The sequence below is a fragment of the Christensenella sp. MSJ-20 genome (genome assembly GCF_044357945.1).
Classification (GTDB): Bacteria; Bacillota; Clostridia; order Christensenellales; family QAND01; genus QAND01.
Map to the genome: position 1 here is coordinate 1,634,540 of NZ_CP076563.1, position 17,674 is coordinate 1,652,213.

Here is a 17,674-nt window from a genome sequence, read left to right on the forward strand (position 1 = left end):
TCAACCGGGCAGTGCCCGGGTCCATCGGCATGCTTTTGATGTACAGGGTGTTTTGTTCGTTACCAAACGATCCTCCAGCCGCTATCCTTGCGGCATGTCAGCGCCCTCCTGGGCGGCTGCAGCGGGGATCCGGCCGCGTGTCCGTTGGGTTGACAAGGTGCGGGCTCAGCGCATACAATCTTATGATGAATCCTTATGTATTGGAGTGGGAAACCCATGGAACATATGATGGCGATTGTAATGGCGGCAGGACATGGTAAGCGGATGAAGTCCAACCGGCCCAAGGTGTTGCACACCGTCTGCGGCAAACCCATGATTGACCGGGTTGTGGCCGCTGCCCAGGATGCTACTGGAAATAAACCCGTAGTGGTGGTGGGCGTAGGCAGGGAAGCCATTATGGAGCATCTGGGGGACCGGGCGGATTTTGCGGTTCAGGCAGAGCAGAAAGGAACGGGCCATGCGGTGATGATGGCGGAGCCCTACCTGAGTGGGAAATCCGGATACGCAGTAGTGCTGGCGGGGGATATGCCCCTTCTTATGGCCGACACCCTCCGGCAGCTATATGCCATGTGTAAGGAGGAACGGTTGGACGCCGTGGTACTGACCAGTGAACCCGATGATCCCACGGGCTACGGCCGGGTGATCCGGGATACTACCGGCAGTATCCTGCGCATCGTAGAGGAAAAGGACGCCAACCAGGAGGAAAAGGCCATTCGGGAGGTGAATTCCTCGGTATACTGCTTCCGCATTGAAAGTCTTCTGCGCTGTCTGGGACAGCTCTCCTGTGACAACGCCCAGGGGGAATACTATCTCACCGACTGTATCGCCATGCTGGCGGCGACCGGTCGAGTGGGCGGGCTATTGGTGGACGCGCAGCAGTGCTCCGGCGTCAACGATAAGGCCCAGCTAGCTGCCGCCGAGGCCATCATGCGCCGGCGCATCAATCATGGGTATCTTGTGGGTGGGGTAATTATGATGGATCCCGACCATACCTACATCGAGGACGGGGCCGTTATCGGCCAGGATACCATCCTATATCCCGGCTGCCATATCCGTGGGAAAAGCGCCATTGGAGCCGACTGCGTCATCGAATCCGGTACCGTGATTGACGGCTCTACCGTGGGCGACCGGTGCCATATCCGGGACAGCGTGATCATGGACAGCACCGTGGGCAACGATGTGACCATCGGCCCCTTTGCCTATCTTCGTCCTGCTACCGTGGTGGAGGATGGCGTGCACATCGGGGATTTTGTGGAGATCAAGAAGGCCAGAATCGGGGAAGGAACCAAGCTGCCCCACTTGACCTATGTGGGGGACGCCGATGTGGGCGCCCATTGCAACATCGCTTGCGGAACCATCTTTGCCAACTATGATGGCCTAAAGAAATACCAGACTACCGTGGGAGACGGCGTGTTTATCGGCTGTAATGTAAACCTGGTGGCTCCCTGCACCGTGGGAGACGGCGCCTATGTAGCGGCGGGTACCACGGTGGTGGGAGAGGTTCCGGCGGGAGCTCTTTCTGTGGGCCGCAGCCAGCAGTATATCAAGGAGGACTGGGCCGACGAAAAGCGGAAAAAGGGCGCGCTTCGCGAGGTCTATTGAGATGAAATTGGTATTTGGCCTGGGGAATCCCGGGCAGCAATACGAGCATACCTTGCATAACGCGGGGTTTCTTGCATTGGATGAGATGGCAAAACAGCTGAGGTTTCCGTCTTTTCGGCGTCATCGGGAAGCCTATACCGCCGAGGGGTGGGTGGGGAATAGCCGTGTGATGCTGGTAAAGCCCCAAACCTATATGAACCTCAGCGGAAAGTGCGTCCTGGATCTGGCGGCCTACTATAAGGTAGACAGTATGGATATCCTGGTGCTGTATGACGATATCGATCTTCCGCCCGGCGCCGTTCGGGTGCGGGACCATGGCAGCGCCGGTACCCATAACGGGATGCGGAGCATCATCCAGGAGATCGGTACTCAGGCTTTCTACCGAATTCGAATCGGCGCGGGCAGCCCGCCTCCCCAGTGGGATCTGGCGGACTACGTTTTAAGCCGTCCGTGCGGAGAAAATGGAGAGGCCTTTCAGCAAGGGGTAAAGAAAGGCGCTGAGGCGGCCATTTGCCTTCTTGAGCATGGTCTGGAAACCACCCAACAGCGGTATAATCATAAGGGACGTTTAAAGAAGGAGGAACAGGCTGAGAACACCCATGAATCATAGAATCTTAGACCCCATCCGGAGAAGTCCGGAGTACGCGGGGATACAGGATGCCATAAGGAGGGGGGGCGGCGAACCCCTCTCCGTTTTCGGCATGCCCGAAATCAGCAAAATCCCTCTGGTGATCACCACCTATTTGGAGCAGAAGCGGCCTATGTTTTTGATCTGCCCCAATGATTACATGGCGCAGCGGCTGTACGCGGCCATGTCCCCAGTGCTGCCGGGAGAGACCTATTTTCTGCCTGCCCGGGCCTTCAGTTTTACCCGGGCGGTGGACAGCCGGGAGCAAAGGGCTCTGCGGATTCAAGCCCTTACCGCTTTAGCGGGAGGAGAGCCCTGCCTTGTGCTGGCAGGGGTGGATGGCGCTCGGGCCTGCCTTTCTCCTCGATCGGTCTTTTGCAAATCACAGATCACCGTCCATAAGGGGGACACCCTTGCCATGGACGACCTCATCCGTCGGTTGGTTCAGGGCGGCTACCACCGGGAGGAGGCGGTTTCCGCCCTGGGGGAATTCTCCCTACGGGGCGGTATTCTGGATGTGTGCACGCCCATGGGCGCCTACCGATTGGACTTTTTTGGGGACGAGGTGGATTCCATCAAGACCATGGATCCTATGTCTCAGCGGAGCCTTGCGCCACAGGACGGGGTGACCATCGCCCCTTGTGTGGAAACCCCTATGGACGCCCGGATGGTGCGGGATGCCCTGTTCATCATGGAGCGAGAGCAAAAACACAATCCAAGTCCCCGGCTGCAAGAGCGGATGGAGGAACTGCGAGGGGATAATCTCGGTTATGCCGCTGAGGTGGTGCCTTACGTATCGGGGAGAACCTGCGCCGTGGATTATCTGGGGGAGAACGGCATCCTTTTGCTGGATGAGCCCGCCCAGATGAAGGAGGCGGCCGCCCTTTCCGATGAGGATCTTCAGGATACTGTAACGCATCTGGGGCCTGATGCCTATGATGCTCTTTCCCATCAGCTGGCCGCCTATGGAGAGCTTCTCTCGGCGCCCCAGGTAAAGGTGCAGTTCACCACCATGGTACAGCGCCGGGCCAGAGGCCATGTGTTCTCCCTGGCCTGCAGGTCCATCACGCCCTTTATGGGGCGGCTGGACCTGTTAGCCGACGAGTTGAAATACCGCAAAAAGGGCGGCTATACCACCGCTATCGCCCTGGGAAATGAAAAGCGCTGCGAGGCCCTGTACCAAACCCTTTTGGATAAGGGGGTGGACTGCGCCTGTATCCGGGACCTGAACCGGGATCTGAAACCGGGAGAGGTGGTCATCACCCCCTATCCCATTGGCGCCGGATTTGAATATACCGATGGCCGGTTTATCCTGTATTCCGAGGCCGAAATCTTCCGCCAGGGCCGAGCGCCCCAGCGGAAGCGAAAGGAAGCGGCTCCCGAGGCCTTTGACCTCAAGGAAGGGGACTATGCCGTTCATGATATCCATGGCATCGGCATCTATCGTGGACTGACCTCCATTCCGGTGGCGGGGGTCCAGAAGGATTTCATGCTCATCGAGTATCGGGATGGGGATAAGCTCTATATTCCGGCCGACCAGCTCAACCGGGTCACCCGGTACATCGGGTCCGATGAAGCCAAGCCTAAGCTGAGCCGTATGGGCGGTGCTGAATGGGAACGGGCCAAGCAGAAGGTGCGAAAAGGGGTCCGGGAACTGGCTTTTGATTTGGTAGCCATGTATGCCCAGCGGCAGGCCAGCCGGGGTCACGCCTTTTCGGAGGATACCCTGTGGCAGAAGGAGTTCGAGTCCGCTTTCCCCTTTGATGAAACCGAGGGCCAGCAGCAGAGCATCGAGGAGATCAAACGGGATATGGAAAGCCCTCGTATTATGGATCGTCTTTTATGCGGGGATGTGGGCTATGGCAAGACCGAGGTGGCCATCCGTGCTGCTTTTAAGGCGGTGATGGACGCCAAACAGGTGCTGGTATTGGTGCCCACCACCATTCTGGCGCAGCAGCACTACGCTACCTTCTCGGCCCGGTGCGAGGGCTACCCCATTACGGTGGATGTGCTTTCCCGTTTTCGGAGCAAAAAGGAGCAGGAGGATGTGCTCACGCGGTTTCAGTCGGGAGAGGTGGATATCCTCATCGGCACCCATAGGCTGCTGAGCCGGGACGTGCGTCCCCGGGATCTGGGCTTGCTCATCATCGACGAGGAACATCGGTTTGGGGTAGCGCACAAGGATACCATCAAGAACATGAAAAAGACGGTGGATGTGCTTACCCTCACGGCTACCCCCATCCCCCGGACCCTGGAAATGTCCCTCATCGGCATCCGGGATATGTCGGTGATCCATACCCCTATCGGGGATCGAAGCCCCGTCACCACCTATGTGGCCCCCTATGAGGGAGAATTATTGCGCCAGGCAATTCTGCGAGAGATCAATCGAAATGGGCAAACCTACATCCTTTACAACAATGTGGGCACCATGGAGCGGTTTGTGTCATCAGTGCGGGAATTGGTGCCCGAGGCTCGAATTGGCATGGCCCATGGCCAAATGGGGGAACTCCCATTGGAGAAAGCGATGATGGCCTTTTACAACCAGGAGGTGGATGTGCTGGTGTGCAGCACCATCATCGAGTCGGGGCTGGATATTCCAACTGCCAACACCATCTTTATTGTGGATGCCGACCGGCTGGGCTTGGCCCAGCTGTATCAGCTGCGGGGCCGGGTGGGCCGGAGCAGCCGCCCAGGGTACTGCTATTTGACCTATAACGGCCAGCGAGTCATGAACGAGACGGCCCAGAAGCGGCTTTATGCCATCAGCGAATTCACCGAGCTGGGCAGCGGCTATAAGATCGCCATGCGGGATTTGGAGATCCGGGGTGCCGGCAATCTCCTGGGGCCGGAGCAGCACGGGCATATGGCGCAGGTGGGCTACGATACCTATTGTAAGCTGTTGGCCGATGCCATTCGAGAGGTAAAGGGAGAACCGGATCAGCCGGAGGCCGATGCGTCGGTGGAGACCAGCCTGCCCGCCTTTATTCCAACGGAGTACATTGGCAACACCGAGCAGAAGGTGGCGGCATATAAGCGGATTGCCGCCATCCTGGACCAGGCGGGCGCCAATGATGTACGGGAGTCCTTGGTGGACCGCTATGGGGCCCTTCCCGGTCCGGTAGAGAATCTCATAGAGGTGGCGGAACTGAAAGCGCTGTGCATCCAGCATGGCGTTGCTACAGCCGCCATCCGCCGGGGAGAGTGCCGTATGAAGTTCGCATCCACGGCCCAGGTGGACGGAGCTGCTCTAATTCAGGCGGTGGAAGAGTATGGGAAAGGGGCTACTCTTAAGAACACCAATCCCATTGGTTTGATCCTCACGGAGAAAAACGCCACCGATGGAAAGATGCTGAAAAAGACGATGGAGTTTCTGTCCGCCCTTCCCGCGTAGCCTCAAACCATGGACACCGTCCGCTCACATTGCCGATTTGATTTCGTCACATGGACAGGATATAATAACTTGTATTTACGGCGGCTTAGAAAAGACCGCCGTCTAGGAGGTACCGAATGAAAAAGACCCTTGCGCTTCTATTGGCCCTTGGGATGCTGGTGCTGATGCTGGCAGGCTGCCAGGTCAACCGAGAAAAGGACATGGCTCAGATTGTGCTACAGGTAGGGGATGTGACCTATACAAAACAGCAGGTCTATGATAATTATGCTACTATCCTTGCTTCCGGAGGATATGATATTGACCCAATGGATGAGGAGTTGAAGGAATCCATCCGCGAACAACTGGACACTATGCTTGTGGGCTATCTGGATTATCTGATGAAAGTGGAAGTTGCTACTGTCATCGTGGATCGGGATATGCCCCTCACCGAGGAGGAGATCGCGGAGGTCGATGCCTCGATGGATCAGTATGTGGAGTTTGTCAAAGCGTACATGCTGACGGAGGACGAGGACCCCGAGGCGGCCGAGGAAAACGCCCAGGCTGAAGGAGAGGACATTGACGCCCAGGTGGACGCCTTTTTCCTGGAAAACACCGGGATGACCCTTCAGGAGTACCGGGAGGAGGAGTATAAACTGACCAAGCTGGAGAAGCTGGGGAATGCCCTGGCCAAGGACGTGACCGCTAGCGATGAGCAGGTGAAGGCACGGTACGAAACGGACCTTCAAAGCCAGAAGGAGGCCGCTATTACCGGCGAAACCTATTATGAGAGCGTGGTGACCGGGGACAGCGACCTCATCGGCGCTTATACCCTTCACAAGGCCAGCGGATACCAGCTGGTGAAGCATATTCTGTTCACCTTTACCGAGGAACAGCAGGATGAGCTGGAGGCCCTTCAGGAGACCATCGATGATGAGAAGAGCGCCAAGAGCGATGCTGAGACCGCTAAGAGCGAAGCGGAGGCCGCCAAGCTAACGGCGGAGGACGCTGGGGATACCGAGGAAGCGGCCGCCCAGCAGAAGATCATCGACGACAAAGACGCCATCATCTCCACGCAGAGTGCCAGGATCGAGACCCTGCAGAACCAGTATTTTGCCCGGCGGGATGAGCTGGCTGCCGGCAACGTGGCCAAAGCCCAGGACTTGGTGGCCAGGTTAAAGGCGGGGGAGGACTTTGACACCCTTTTAGCGGAATACGGGGAGGATCCCGGGATGAAGCAGGGAGCCAGCTCCATTACCGGATACCTGATTTCCCCCACTGGATATGGCTTTGATGAGACCTTTGTGGACGCTGCTCAACAGCTTACCGAGGCGGGTCAGATCAGCGATCCCGTGGTGTCTGACTTTGGCGTTCATATCGTGAAACTGCTGTATGGCACCGATGAGGCGGATCTGCCCTACGATTTGGTGAAGAGCATCGTACAGCCCCTGGCAGATGAGGATGCCCAGCAGACGGCTGTGGATGAGGGGATCCAGAAGTACGCCGATGAGCTAGGCGTGAAGGTGTATCCCGACCGGATCAAATTTGTAAAATAAAGATATGAAAAAAAGCGGGGCAGTTTGCCCCGCTTTTTTTATCCACAGCCGTCCAAAGAAGGCCGTATTTGTCCGTATTAGGCCCGGTTTGGCCTCGAAAAGCCCATGGATGGAGATTTTTAGGATTGCGCCTTTTCCTGGTGCCAATGGCGCCGGGGGCATTGGATTTGGAAGATATCGTCCACCATCCGGTGCACCAGCTCCGCCTCGGGGGTGCCCGCTAGGGTGTAATGGATCTCCTTGCCGATCCGGCGGTTGACGATCAAACCGGACTGCCGCAGGGCCCGCAGATGGTGGGAGACCGCCGGGGCGCTCATGCCGATGGCGGCGGCGATGTTGTAGACGCATTCCTCGCTGTGGCATAGAAGCCATAGAATGCGGAGCCGCGTGCTGTCCGAAAGAAGGGAAAAGGTATCGGACACCTTGGCAAAGCTATCCGGAGTGGGCATCTGCTCCAGAACCTCATGGGTGTGCTGGCCATGATCGTGGGGAAGGGGCTCCATATGGGCTGGTTCCTTTTCTGACATATCATTCCCCTTTCCCGGCAACGGCCGCGTTTTTCTATTATTATAGGCCTTGGGTCCCATAACGTCAAACGGGCTTCCCCTGGGGGAAGCCCGCTGGTTTTTGCGAGGAGTTAAAGGTTTTTTACGGAAAGCGCCCGGATGGCGTTGAGGATGGCGATGACCGATACCCCCACGTCCGCGAAGACCGCCGCCCACATGGAGGCCATTCCAATGGCCGACAGGATCAGCACCACGACCTTGACCCCCAGGGCGAAGACAATGTTCTGCCAGGCGATGGCAAGGGTCTTTTTGGAGATCTTGATGGCGGTGGCTACCTGGCTGGGCTCGTCGGTCATAATGACCACATCCGCAGCCTCGATGGCAGCGTCGGAGCCCAGGCCGCCCATGGCGATGCCCACATCGGCCCGGGCCAGCACCGGGGCATCGTTGATGCCATCTCCCACAAAGACCACCGTGCCCTTCTCAGAGGCGGAGCTGAGGATGGATTCCATGCGCTCCACCTTATCGGCGGGGAGCAGTTGGGTATAGACCTCGTCCAGCCCCAGGTCTCCAGCCACCTTGCGGCCGATGGCGTCGGCGTCCCCCGTCAGCATTACGGTTTTCCGGACGCCGGCTGCCCGCAGGGCGGAGACGGCGTATTTGGCGTCCTCCTTGATCTGATCAGCGATGGCGATGCAGCCTAGATACCGGCCTTCATGGGCCAGATGGACCACTGTGCCAACGGCATCGGGGGAGGAGTAGGCCACTCCCGCCAGTTCCATGAGCTTGTCGTTGCCGGCGTATAGGCGATGGCCGTCCACCGTGGCGATGAGCCCCTTGCCGGGGACCTCCTCCACGCTGCCGATGCGGTCCTGATCCACGGCTTTGCCGTATGCCGCCAGGATGGAGCGGGAAATGGGATGGTTGCTGTAATTCTCCCCATGGGCCGCCAGCTCTAAAAGGGTTTTTTGTTCTATGCCGGGAGCGGGATAGACGCCGGTGACGGCAAAGGCGCCTTTGGTAAGGGTCCCGGTTTTATCGAAGACCACCGCTTCCGCTCGGGCAAGGGCCTCCATGTAGTTGCTGCCCTTGATGAGGACGCCGCATTTGGAGGCGCCGCCGATGCCGCCGAAGAAGCTGAGAGGGATGGAGATCACAAGGGCGCAGGGACAGGAGACCACCAGGAAGGACAGGGCCCGCCGCACGCTTTCTCCCAGGGCCATGCCGGGGATCAAAAGGGGCAGGGACAGGGCAAGCAGAACGGCGGCGATGACCACGGTGGGGGTATAGTACCGGGCAAACTTGGTGATGAAGTTCTCCACGTTGGCTTTCTTGCTGCTGGCGTTTTCCACCAGGTCCAAAATCTTGGCCACGGTGGATTCCCCAAACTCCTTGGTGACCTCTATGGTGAGGATACCGGTGAGGTTGATGCATCCGCTGATGACCTCCTGGCCGGGAACCGCGTCCCGGGGAAGGGATTCCCCCGTCAGGGCCGAGGTGTCCATGGAGCTATGGCCGGCGAGGATGACGCCGTCCAGTGGGATGCGCTCTCCCGGCCGGACGATGATGGAATCCCCTACCTGGACCTCTTCGGGATCCACCCGAAGCTCCTGACCCTCCCGCAGAAGCACGGCGTAGTCCGGGCGGATGTCCATGAGCTGGGCGATGGATTTGCGGGATTTGCCCACGGCGTAGGATTGGAACAGCTCTCCTACCTGGTAGAACACCATCACCGCCATGGCTTCCAGATAATCCCCCAATAGGAAAGCGCCCACCGTTGCCAGAGCCATGAGAAAGTTCTCATCGAAGATCTGGCCGTGAAGGATACCCGTCAGCGCCTCCCAAAGGACATCGCCGCCCACCAGCAGATAGGCGGCCAAAAAGACGGCCAGCCGGAGGGGATCCCCCAGGGGCAACACCATGGGGAAGACGCAGACGGCCACCGAGGCCAGAATGCGGAATAGGGTGATTTTTTGACGCTTGCTCATCGTAACGACTCCTTATTGCCTGGAAAAGGCCGGCGGACGCAACCTCGGCGCGGAAAGGATTATCCCACCAGCTCTACGGCAGAATCCACCTTTTTGACCGCCTTCTTGACCTCGGAGAGAATATCGTCAAACCGGTCGTCCTGGGCTTCCAGCGTTAGCTTCTGGGTCATAAAACTGATGCTGGCGGAGGTAACGCCGTTGATTTTGCCGATACGATTTTCCATCTTGGCGGCGCAGTTGGCGCAGTCCAGATCCTTGAGACGGTAGGTTTTCTTCATGGTAATGGCTCCCCCTAACAATGGATTAAATAATTAAATGATTGTTTAATTGTTTGTATGTTTATTATATGTGATGGAGCGAAAAAGTCAACCCTTTTCAGACGTTTTGCGCATCCATTTTGACTGGATGCCGTGGGCGCATAAAATTCCAACCCTTTCAAATACTAACAGGGCAAGTAGCATTTAGGGAGGAAAGGGAATGAAAGCAACCGGCATTGTTAGACGGATCGACGATCTGGGCAGGGTGGTAATCCCCAAGGAAATCCGCCGCACCATGCGGATCCGGGAAGGGGACCCCTTGGAGATCTTTACCGACCGAGAAGGCGGGGTCATTTTGAGAAAATATTCTCCCATCGGGGAGATGGGGGAATTCGCGCAGGAGTACGCGGAATCCATCTATAAGACGCTGGACCAAACGGCGTTGATCTGCGACAGCGATATGGTCATCGCCGCGGCGGGAAGCGGCAAAAAGGAGTATATGGACAGGAGCATCTCCCGGGATGTGGAGAACATGATGGCCCAGCGGACGGTGTATATTACCGGCCGGGAATCGGGCAACAAACCCGTGGCCATCCTGGAGATGGAGAGCGACGGCGGCGCCTATCAGGCCCAGATCATCTGTCCGATCCTATCCCAGGGGGAGGCCATCGGCGCGGTGGTCATCCTCAACCGGAACGGCAACAAGGAGTTTGGGGAGGTGGAGGCCAAGGTGGCCAGTACCGCCGCCATCTTCCTAGGAAAGCAGATGGAGCATTAAAAAAACAGCCCCTTAAAGGGGCTGTTTTTTTAATGGTGGGCGGCCACGCGTGTATAAACAAAGGAAGCCCCATGGTGGGGGGCTTCCTTTTTCCGTGTAGGGACACCGGGATATTGGGGTTTATTTTCCGTAGTAGGCCCGCAGGTACATCTCCTTGAGCTCGCTCATAAGGGGATACCGGGGGTTGGCGCCGGTGCACTGGTCGTCGAAGGCCTGCTCCACCATCTCGTCCAGCGTGGCGAGGAAATCCTCCTCCTTGACGCCGTAGTCGCGGATGCATTTGCGGATGCCGATCTTGGACTTCAGATCCTCGATGGCGGCGATGAGGTTCTCCAGCTTCTCCTCGTTGTTCTTTCCCTTGATGCCCATGAAGTCAGCGCACTCGGCGTAGCGCTCCAGGGTGTGGGGATACTCGTACTGGGGGAAGGTGCCCATCTTACGGGGCTTGGGATCGGCGTTGTACCGCAGCACCTCGGTCAAAAGCATGGCGTTGGCGATGCCGTGGGGCAGGTGATGGAAGGCGCCCAGCTTGTGAGCCATGGAGTGGCATACGCCCAGGAAGGCGTTGGCGAAGGCCATGCCGGCCATGGTGGCGGCGTCGGCCATCTTCTCACGGGCTTCGGGATCCTCGGCGCCGTTCTCATAGGCCCGGGGCAGGTAGTTCATGACCAGCTTCATGGCCTTTAAGGCCAGGCCGTCGGTATAATCGGTGGCCAGCATGGCGGCATAGGCCTCAAGGGCGTGGGTCAGAACGTCGATGCCGGAGGCGGCCGTCAGGCTCTTGGGCATATTCATCATCATGTCGGCGTCCACGATGGCCATGGTGGGCAGCAGCTCGTAGTCGGCGATGGGGTACTTCACGCCGGAAGCCTCGTCGGTGATGATGGCGAAGGGGGTTACCTCGGAGCCGGTACCAGCGGTGGTGGGGATGGCGATAAAGGCGGCCTTTTCACCCATCTTGGGGAAGGTGTAGACCCGCTTCCGGATGTCCATAAACCGCATGGCAAGGTCCATGAAGTCTACGCCGGGGTGCTCATACATGGTCCACATGATCTTACCGGCGTCCATGGCGGAGCCGCCGCCGATGGCGATGATGCAGTCGGGCTGGAAGTCCTGCATGGCGGCAGCACCGGCCTTGGCGCAGCCCAGGGTGGGATCGGGCGCTACATCGAAGAAGGTGGTGTGCACGATGCCCATGGCATCCAGCCGGTCGGTGATGGGCTTGGTATAGCCGTTCTGGAACAGGAAGGAGTCGGTTACGATGAAGGCGCGCTTTTTGCCCATCACGTTCTTCAGCTCATTGAGGGCCACCGGCAAGCATCCGCGTTTGAAATAAACCTTACTGGGGGCTCTGAACCAAAGCATATTCTCTCTCCTCTCGGCCACGGTTTTGATGTTGATCAGATGTTTGACGCCCACGTTCTCGGATACCGAGTTGCCGCCCCAGGAACCGCAGCCCAGGGTCAGGGAGGGCTTGAGTTTGAAGTTGTACAGGTCGCCAATGCCGCCCTGGCTGCTGGGGGTATTGATGAGGATCCGGCAGGTCTTCATGGCGTGCTCGAACTTCTCCAGCTTCTCCTGGCCAGTCACCACATCGATATAGATGGAGGAGGAGTGGCCGTACCCGCCGTCCGCAACTAGCTGCTCGGCCTTGGCCACAGCGTCGTCGAAGTCCTTGGCCTTGTACATGGCCAGCACGGGGGACAATTTCTCATGGGCGAAGGGCTCGGCTACATCCACGCTGGTGACCTCGCCGATGAGGATCTTGGCGTCCTCGGGAACCTCCACCCCGGCAAGCGCCGCGATGGTGTGGGCGCTCTGGCCTACGATCTTGGCGTTGACGGCGCCGGCATCGTTGAGGATGATGGCACGGACCTTATCCAGTTCGGCGGCCTTGAGGATATGGCATCCCCGGTCGGCAAACTCTTTGCGAACCTTGTTGTAGACGGATTCCAGAATGATCACGGACTGCTCGCTGGCGCAGATCATGCCGTTATCAAAGGTTTTGCTATGGATGATGGAGTTGACGGCCATGGTGATATCGGCGCTGTCATCGATGATGGCGGGCACGTTGCCGGGGCCTACGCCGATGGCGGGCTTGCCGGAGCTATAAGCGGCTTTCACCATGCCGGGACCACCGGTGGCTAGGATGATGTCCGCCTCCTGCATCAGCATGTTGGTGAGCTCCAGGGAGGGCACGTCGATCCATCCGATGATGCCAGCGGGTGCGCCGGCAGCCACGGCGGCCTCCAGGACGATCCGGCTGGCCTCGATGGTGCAACCTTTGGCCCGGGGATGGGGGCTGATGATGATGCCGTTCCGGGTCTTCAGGGAGATCAGAGTCTTGAAGATGGCGGTGGAGGTGGGGTTGGTGGTGGGAATGACCGCGGCCACCAGGCCCACGGGCTCGGCTACCTTCTTAAAGGCGTAGGAGGCGTCCTCCTCGATGACGCCGCAGGTTTTGGTATCCCGGTAGGCGTTATAGATGTATTCGGAGGCGTAGTGGTTTTTGATGACCTTATCCTCTACGATGCCCATGCCGGTCTCGGCTACGGCCATCTTGGCCAGGGGAATCCGGGCCTTATTGGCGGCCATGGCGGCGGCAAAGAAGATTTTGTCCACCTGCTCCTGGGTATAATTGGCGAAAATTCTTTGGGCTTCCCGTACCTCAGCGATCTTGGCGGCGAGGTCCTCAGCGGTTTCCACCAGTTTGGGTGCAACGGCTTTGGATTTTACGTTTTTTTCCATGATAGCGTCCATCCTTCTCATAAAATTTTATGGACTCGCGGACGCAGGGTCCGCCGTCCTTTGGTGGCATTGGGATAGTTTGTTAAATAATTATCAATCTCCGGTTTGTGCTCATTGTAGCAAGGCCATTTTGAAAAGTCAACAGGATTGTTAAAAAATTATCAATCCTTTCATTTCCTGCATATCCTTATTTCCCTATCACCATTTTCTGTATTTTCCTTGAAAATTTTGGACGAATGATGGAAAGAGAAGAAAACTCCTTGTGTTCCAAATGGTTTGTCGGTACAATTTTAAAGAGACCAACTCCCATGGAGGTATGCATATGAATCATTCTGCCCGGCGGAACCGCCGCCGGTTTGCGGTTGTCATTGCGGTGATGATCCTGGTGCTGGCCGGGGTGGCCATCGGCCTGCATTTGAGGGGGGGACAAGAGCCGGGCTCCCAGCCGGTGGGCGGGGATGTGACACCTACCCCTACCCCGGATTTGACCATCCGCCCCGTTGCCACTGCTACCCTGGGCAACACCGGGGATATTCTAATCCATAGTCCCATCCTGACGGCGACCAAGCAGTCGGACGGGAGCTACCGCTTTGACAACATCTTTTCGGTGCTGGCACCCTATGTGAACGCCGTGGATTTTGCCACCATCAATTTGGAACTGACCCTGCCGGGGAGCAAGTACCAGGGGTATCCCACCTTCCGGACGCCCGACAGCCTGGTGGACAGCATCCTCACCGCCGGCTTTGATTTGGTGACCACCGCCAACAACCATGCCAACGATTCGGGGGAGAACGGCATGGTGCGGACCACCCAGGTGCTGACCGAAAAGGGACTGCCCTATACCGGCACCCGGACCCAGGCCACCGATAAGAACTACCGGGTGCAGAGCATCAACGGCATCAAGGTGGGCATGGTGAGCTATACCCATGGAGCCTATCTGGCGGATGGAAGGAAATCCATCAACGCCATCCCCTGCACCACCGACAGCAGCCAGCTGATCAACATGTTCGCCTACGACCGGCTGGACGAGTTCTATGACGATATGGCCGAAGATATCGCCAACATGAAGGCGGAGGGAGCGGAGGCCCTGGTGGCCTACATCCACTGGGGGGATGAGTATCACATCCAGCAGAACAAAACCCAGGAGGCCATGGCTCAGAAGCTCAGCGATTTGGGCATCGACGTCATCGTGGGGTGCCATCCCCATGTGGTGCAGCCCGTGACGGTAATCGAATCGGAGGTTTCGGGAAAATCCACCCTGTGCGTCTACTCCATGGGCAACGCGGTGTCCAATCAGCGGATTGCCCAGATGGACGACATCAAGACGGGACATACCGAGGATGGGATGTTTGTAACCTTTACCTTTACCAAGTATTCCGACGGATCTGTCCGGGTCACCGGCGGGGAGATCCTGCCTACCTGGGTGCATCTTTACACCCAGGATGGGCGAAAGGTGTACCAGATCGTTCCCCTGGATAAGGGAACGGAGGACTGGAGCGGGGAACTGGGCCTTGGGAACAGCTCCAACGGAGTACGGGACGCGGAAAAATCCTACGACCGCACCATGGCCATCGTGGGGGATGGACTGGCGGAATGGGAGGCCTTTTTCCAGGCCCAGCAGCAGGAGCTGGATGATACCAACCGGGCCCTGAGGGGGGAGAGCCCCTCCCCGGAGCAGTGAGCGGGGGGGAGAGGCTCTTCCTTATATAGTAAGGATAGAAGGGCCGGGTATGGCCGGCTGCGCAGCGTAAGCGTGCCGGTGCCCCGTATCGGCGGGGACGGCCTTGCAGACGGAAAAAGGACACCATTTGGTGTCCTTTTACTGTTTTTTACATAGAGTTGATTTTTATGAGCGGGGGTCCCCGTCGTCCCACGGGCGCCGATGGGCTGAAGCATCCAAAGCGCCTGGTTCTCTGCCGGCGGGGGGAAAGGCTTTGGAATAGCGAAGGTCGGTGATCTCCCGGTCCATCAGGGTGAAGACGCTGGGGACCAGATCGTTCTGAAAGCCCATGGCATGGTAGAATCCCCGGGCATCCCGGTTTTCCTGAAGCACCCAGAGGTAGCAGCCCTTTTGACCGGCGTCTTTCATTTGACGGAGAGCATGCTGCAAAAGGGCCTTTCCCTGCCCCTGGCCGGTATATTCCGGCAGGATATAGAGGGAATAGATTTCGCCCCAGTCCCCTTCCTGGCGTGCGCCCTGGATCTCCCTGCGGCCGGGCCCGAAGGTAACACAGCCCACAGCCTGCCCCTTCAAAATGCTGAGATAGGCTTTGAATCCGTTCTTCCCCAGATTATGAAGAAAGAAGGGGACCCAGTGCTCCTGTGGGAGCTGGCTGAGGTAGGCCTGGGGCAGGATATCCCCGTACGCGGCTTTCCAGGACAGGGCGTGGATGCGGCTCATGGTGGCAGCATCCTTGGGGGTGGCGGGACGAATCAACGGCATAGCGGCATCTCCTTTTAGGGGATATTGTACATGAGGAGGCCTCGGCGCGCAATGGGCGCCGCCGGGACTTTTTCCTTTGGGGCCGGCGTATCAATATAGGATAGCGGGCTCTGGGCGATTTTAGATTATGGGTATTAAGTTTGGGCCGCTTTTGCTATAATTATGTCTTAAAGGGAGGAATACCCATGAAGAAGAATTCCTTTGCCAAGGGCGCGGCCATTCTGGCCGGCGCCGGCATTATATGCAAAATCCTGGGCGCGGTGTACCGCATTCCCCTGGCGGGGATCATCGGCACCACCGGTATCGCCTATTACCAGATCGCCTATCCCATCTATTCGGCGCTGCTGGTGGTTTCCTCCGCGGGCATTCCCACCGCCATCAGCAAGCTGGTGGCCGAGCGGGCCGCCATGGGGGACTACCGCAATGCCCACTATATCTTCCAGGTGGCCTTCAAGATGCTGCTGGTCATCGGGGTTTCCACCTCCCTTGTGATGTTCCTGGGAGCGGGATTGATCTCCAGCTTACAGGGCATCCCCGAAGCGGCGGCCACCATCCGGGTGATCGCGCCCTCGCTGTTGTTTGTATCCATCATCTCGGCCTATCGTGGATATTTCCAGGGGCTTCAGCAGATGACCCCTACCGCCACAAGCCAGGTGATTGAGCAGGTTGCAAAGCTGGTGGTGGGCGTGGTCTGTGCCAAGCTGATGTCCGCAAACGGAGCCCTGGCCGGCGCCGTAGGCGCGGTGCTGGGCGTTACCGGCAGCGAGCTTTGCGCCATGATCTACATGAACGTCCTATACAACGTAAAGAAAAAGGAGATCAAATACCAGATCCGGACCAGCCCCCGGGTCCGGAAGTTTGAACAGCACCGGACGGTGGTAAACCGCCTGCTCCGCATTGCCGTGCCCATCACCATCGGCGCCAGCATCATGCCCATCGTCATGCTCATCGACAACGGTATGGTGGTGAACATCTTAAAATCCCTGGGCTTCAGCCAGGAGGTGGCCGCCGGGCACTTTGGCATCCTTACCGGCTATGTGACGCCGGTGGTCAACATGCCGGGGATCCTTTCCATGGCCATGCAGATGAGCCTGGTGCCCGCCATCGCCAACGCCATCGCCCTGCGAAACCGCCGCCAGGCCCAGCAGAACGCTACCATTGGCCTGAAACTGGCGGTGCTCATCGGCATGCCCTGCAGCGTGGGGCTGTTCCTGCTGGGCGAGCCCATCATCGGCGTGCTGTACAGCTCCCTGAGGGGAACCCCTGAGCTGCTGATTGCCGGTCAGATGATGAAGGTGCTGTCCATCGGGCTGTTCTTCATGACCTTGGTTCAGACCAGCAACGGCATCCTCCAGGGCATGGGCCGGCCCAACATTCCCGTCATCAGCATGCTGTGCGGGGGCATTGTGAAGATCATCGTCAGCTTTATCCTGCTGCGCATCCCCGAGATCAACATTCTGGGGGCGCCCATCGGCACCGTCTGTTGCTTTATCACCGCGGCGTCCTTTAACGTGATCTACGTTTTCCGCCATCTGCATTTGCGGTTCCATTTCGTGGATATGCTGCTTCGGCCCGCCGCCGCTACGACGGCCATGGGCGTGGTGGCGTACTTTGCTTACCGGCTGATCGGGATGAAGATGTCCTATACCATCGGGACCCTAATGAGCATCGGCCTGGCCGGCCTGGTTTACATCGGCATGGTGTTGCTGGTACGGGCGCTCCAGCCCGCTGACGCCAAGCTGCTGCCCGGCGGCTCCAAGCTGGATTACTACATGCGCCGCATGGGGATTTGGAGGTAGCG

12 protein-coding genes are annotated in these 17,674 nt (G+C 58.2%); 7 read left to right on the forward strand and 5 right to left on the reverse strand.

Annotation, left to right across the window (positions count from 1 at the left end):
* Positions 1 to 216: 216 nt before the first annotated feature.
* The 4 genes from glmU (at position 217) to KP626_RS08345 (ending at position 7,153) form a co-directional block, all read left to right on the forward strand.
* The gene (gene glmU, locus KP626_RS08330) at positions 217 to 1,602 is read left to right on the forward strand and encodes a bifunctional UDP-N-acetylglucosamine diphosphorylase/glucosamine-1-phosphate N-acetyltransferase GlmU (RefSeq protein ID WP_395976640.1); all 1,386 of its coding nucleotides are present in this window, start codon (positions 217 to 219) and stop codon (positions 1,600 to 1,602) included.
* A 1-nt stretch (position 1,603) separates the two neighbouring features.
* Positions 1,604 to 2,212: an aminoacyl-tRNA hydrolase gene (gene pth, locus KP626_RS08335; protein ID WP_395976642.1), complete on the forward strand. Its 609-nt coding sequence runs from the start codon at positions 1,604 to 1,606 to the stop codon at positions 2,210 to 2,212.
* A complete protein-coding gene (gene mfd / locus KP626_RS08340) occupies positions 2,202 to 5,621 on the forward strand; it encodes a transcription-repair coupling factor (protein WP_395976644.1) in 3,420 nt (1,139 codons plus the stop codon). The genes pth and mfd overlap by 11 nt, the downstream gene beginning before the upstream one ends.
* Positions 5,622 to 5,737: 116 nt before the next feature.
* The gene (locus KP626_RS08345; protein WP_395976646.1) at positions 5,738 to 7,153 is read left to right on the forward strand and encodes a peptidylprolyl isomerase; all 1,416 of its coding nucleotides are present in this window, start codon (positions 5,738 to 5,740) and stop codon (positions 7,151 to 7,153) included.
* Between the two features lie 119 nt (positions 7,154 to 7,272).
* Here the strand turns inward: KP626_RS08345 and KP626_RS08350 are convergent, their stop codons facing one another.
* The 3 genes from KP626_RS08350 to KP626_RS08360 all read right to left on the reverse strand — a co-directional run bounded on the left by KP626_RS08350 (position 7,273) and on the right by KP626_RS08360 (position 9,925).
* Entirely contained in the window at positions 7,273 to 7,680 is a 408-nt protein-coding gene (locus tag KP626_RS08350; protein ID WP_395976648.1) for an ArsR/SmtB family transcription factor, read from the reverse strand.
* Between the two features lie 110 nt (positions 7,681 to 7,790).
* Positions 7,791 to 9,647, reverse strand: a complete 1,857-nt coding sequence (locus tag KP626_RS08355; RefSeq protein ID WP_395976650.1) for a heavy metal translocating P-type ATPase — start codon at positions 9,645 to 9,647, stop codon at positions 7,791 to 7,793.
* A gap of 59 nt (positions 9,648 to 9,706) precedes the next feature.
* Positions 9,707 to 9,925, reverse strand: a complete 219-nt coding sequence (locus tag KP626_RS08360) for a cation transporter (RefSeq protein ID WP_395976652.1) — start codon at positions 9,923 to 9,925, stop codon at positions 9,707 to 9,709.
* Between the two features lie 199 nt (positions 9,926 to 10,124).
* Here KP626_RS08360 and spoVT point away from each other — a divergent pair, with 199 nt between their 5' ends.
* Positions 10,125 to 10,682 (forward strand): stage V sporulation protein T, encoded by a 558-nt coding sequence (gene spoVT, locus KP626_RS08365; protein WP_395976654.1) that lies wholly within the window; start codon positions 10,125 to 10,127, stop codon positions 10,680 to 10,682.
* Positions 10,683 to 10,802: 120 nt separating this feature from the next.
* Here the strand turns inward: spoVT and adhE are convergent, their stop codons facing one another.
* Positions 10,803 to 13,430, reverse strand: coding sequence for a bifunctional acetaldehyde-CoA/alcohol dehydrogenase (adhE, locus tag KP626_RS08370; protein WP_395976656.1), 2,628 nt, complete (start codon positions 13,428 to 13,430; stop codon positions 10,803 to 10,805).
* 322 nt (positions 13,431 to 13,752) lie between these two features.
* On the opposite strand from adhE, the gene KP626_RS08375 reads away from it, so the two are divergent.
* Complete coding sequence (locus KP626_RS08375; protein WP_395976658.1) at positions 13,753 to 15,111, forward strand: CapA family protein; 1,359 nt, start codon at positions 13,753 to 13,755, stop codon at positions 15,109 to 15,111.
* Between the two features lie 165 nt (positions 15,112 to 15,276).
* Here KP626_RS08375 and KP626_RS08380 read toward each other — a convergent pair whose 3' ends face one another.
* Positions 15,277 to 15,873 (reverse strand): GNAT family N-acetyltransferase, encoded by a 597-nt coding sequence (locus tag KP626_RS08380; protein WP_395976660.1) that lies wholly within the window; start codon positions 15,871 to 15,873, stop codon positions 15,277 to 15,279.
* A 185-nt stretch (positions 15,874 to 16,058) separates the two neighbouring features.
* On the opposite strand from KP626_RS08380, the gene KP626_RS08385 reads away from it, so the two are divergent.
* Positions 16,059 to 17,672, forward strand: a complete 1,614-nt coding sequence (locus KP626_RS08385) for an oligosaccharide flippase family protein (RefSeq protein WP_395976662.1) — start codon at positions 16,059 to 16,061, stop codon at positions 17,670 to 17,672.
* Positions 17,673 to 17,674: the final 2 nt, after the last annotated feature.

Excerpts from the sequence above, each read along its gene's own strand:
- adhE (WP_395976656.1), bottom strand. The coding sequence starts at position 13,430 with ATGGAAAAAAACGTAAAATCCAAAGCCGTTGCACCCAAACTGGTGGAA.
- KP626_RS08380 (WP_395976660.1), bottom strand. The coding sequence starts at position 15,873 with ATGCCGTTGATTCGTCCCGCCACCCCCAAGGATGCTGCCACCATGAGC.
- KP626_RS08375 (WP_395976658.1), top strand. The coding sequence starts at position 13,753 with ATGAATCATTCTGCCCGGCGGAACCGCCGCCGGTTTGCGGTTGTCATT.
- KP626_RS08345 (WP_395976646.1), top strand. The coding sequence starts at position 5,738 with ATGAAAAAGACCCTTGCGCTTCTATTGGCCCTTGGGATGCTGGTGCTG.
- KP626_RS08385 (WP_395976662.1), top strand. The coding sequence starts at position 16,059 with ATGAAGAAGAATTCCTTTGCCAAGGGCGCGGCCATTCTGGCCGGCGCC.
- KP626_RS08350 (WP_395976648.1), bottom strand. The coding sequence starts at position 7,680 with ATGTCAGAAAAGGAACCAGCCCATATGGAGCCCCTTCCCCACGATCAT.
- spoVT (WP_395976654.1), top strand. The coding sequence starts at position 10,125 with ATGAAAGCAACCGGCATTGTTAGACGGATCGACGATCTGGGCAGGGTG.
- glmU (WP_395976640.1), top strand. The coding sequence starts at position 217 with ATGGAACATATGATGGCGATTGTAATGGCGGCAGGACATGGTAAGCGG.
- pth (WP_395976642.1), top strand. The coding sequence starts at position 1,604 with ATGAAATTGGTATTTGGCCTGGGGAATCCCGGGCAGCAATACGAGCAT.
- KP626_RS08355 (WP_395976650.1), bottom strand. The coding sequence starts at position 9,647 with ATGAGCAAGCGTCAAAAAATCACCCTATTCCGCATTCTGGCCTCGGTG.
- KP626_RS08360 (WP_395976652.1), bottom strand. The coding sequence starts at position 9,925 with ATGAAGAAAACCTACCGTCTCAAGGATCTGGACTGCGCCAACTGCGCC.
- mfd (WP_395976644.1), top strand. The coding sequence starts at position 2,202 with ATGAATCATAGAATCTTAGACCCCATCCGGAGAAGTCCGGAGTACGCG.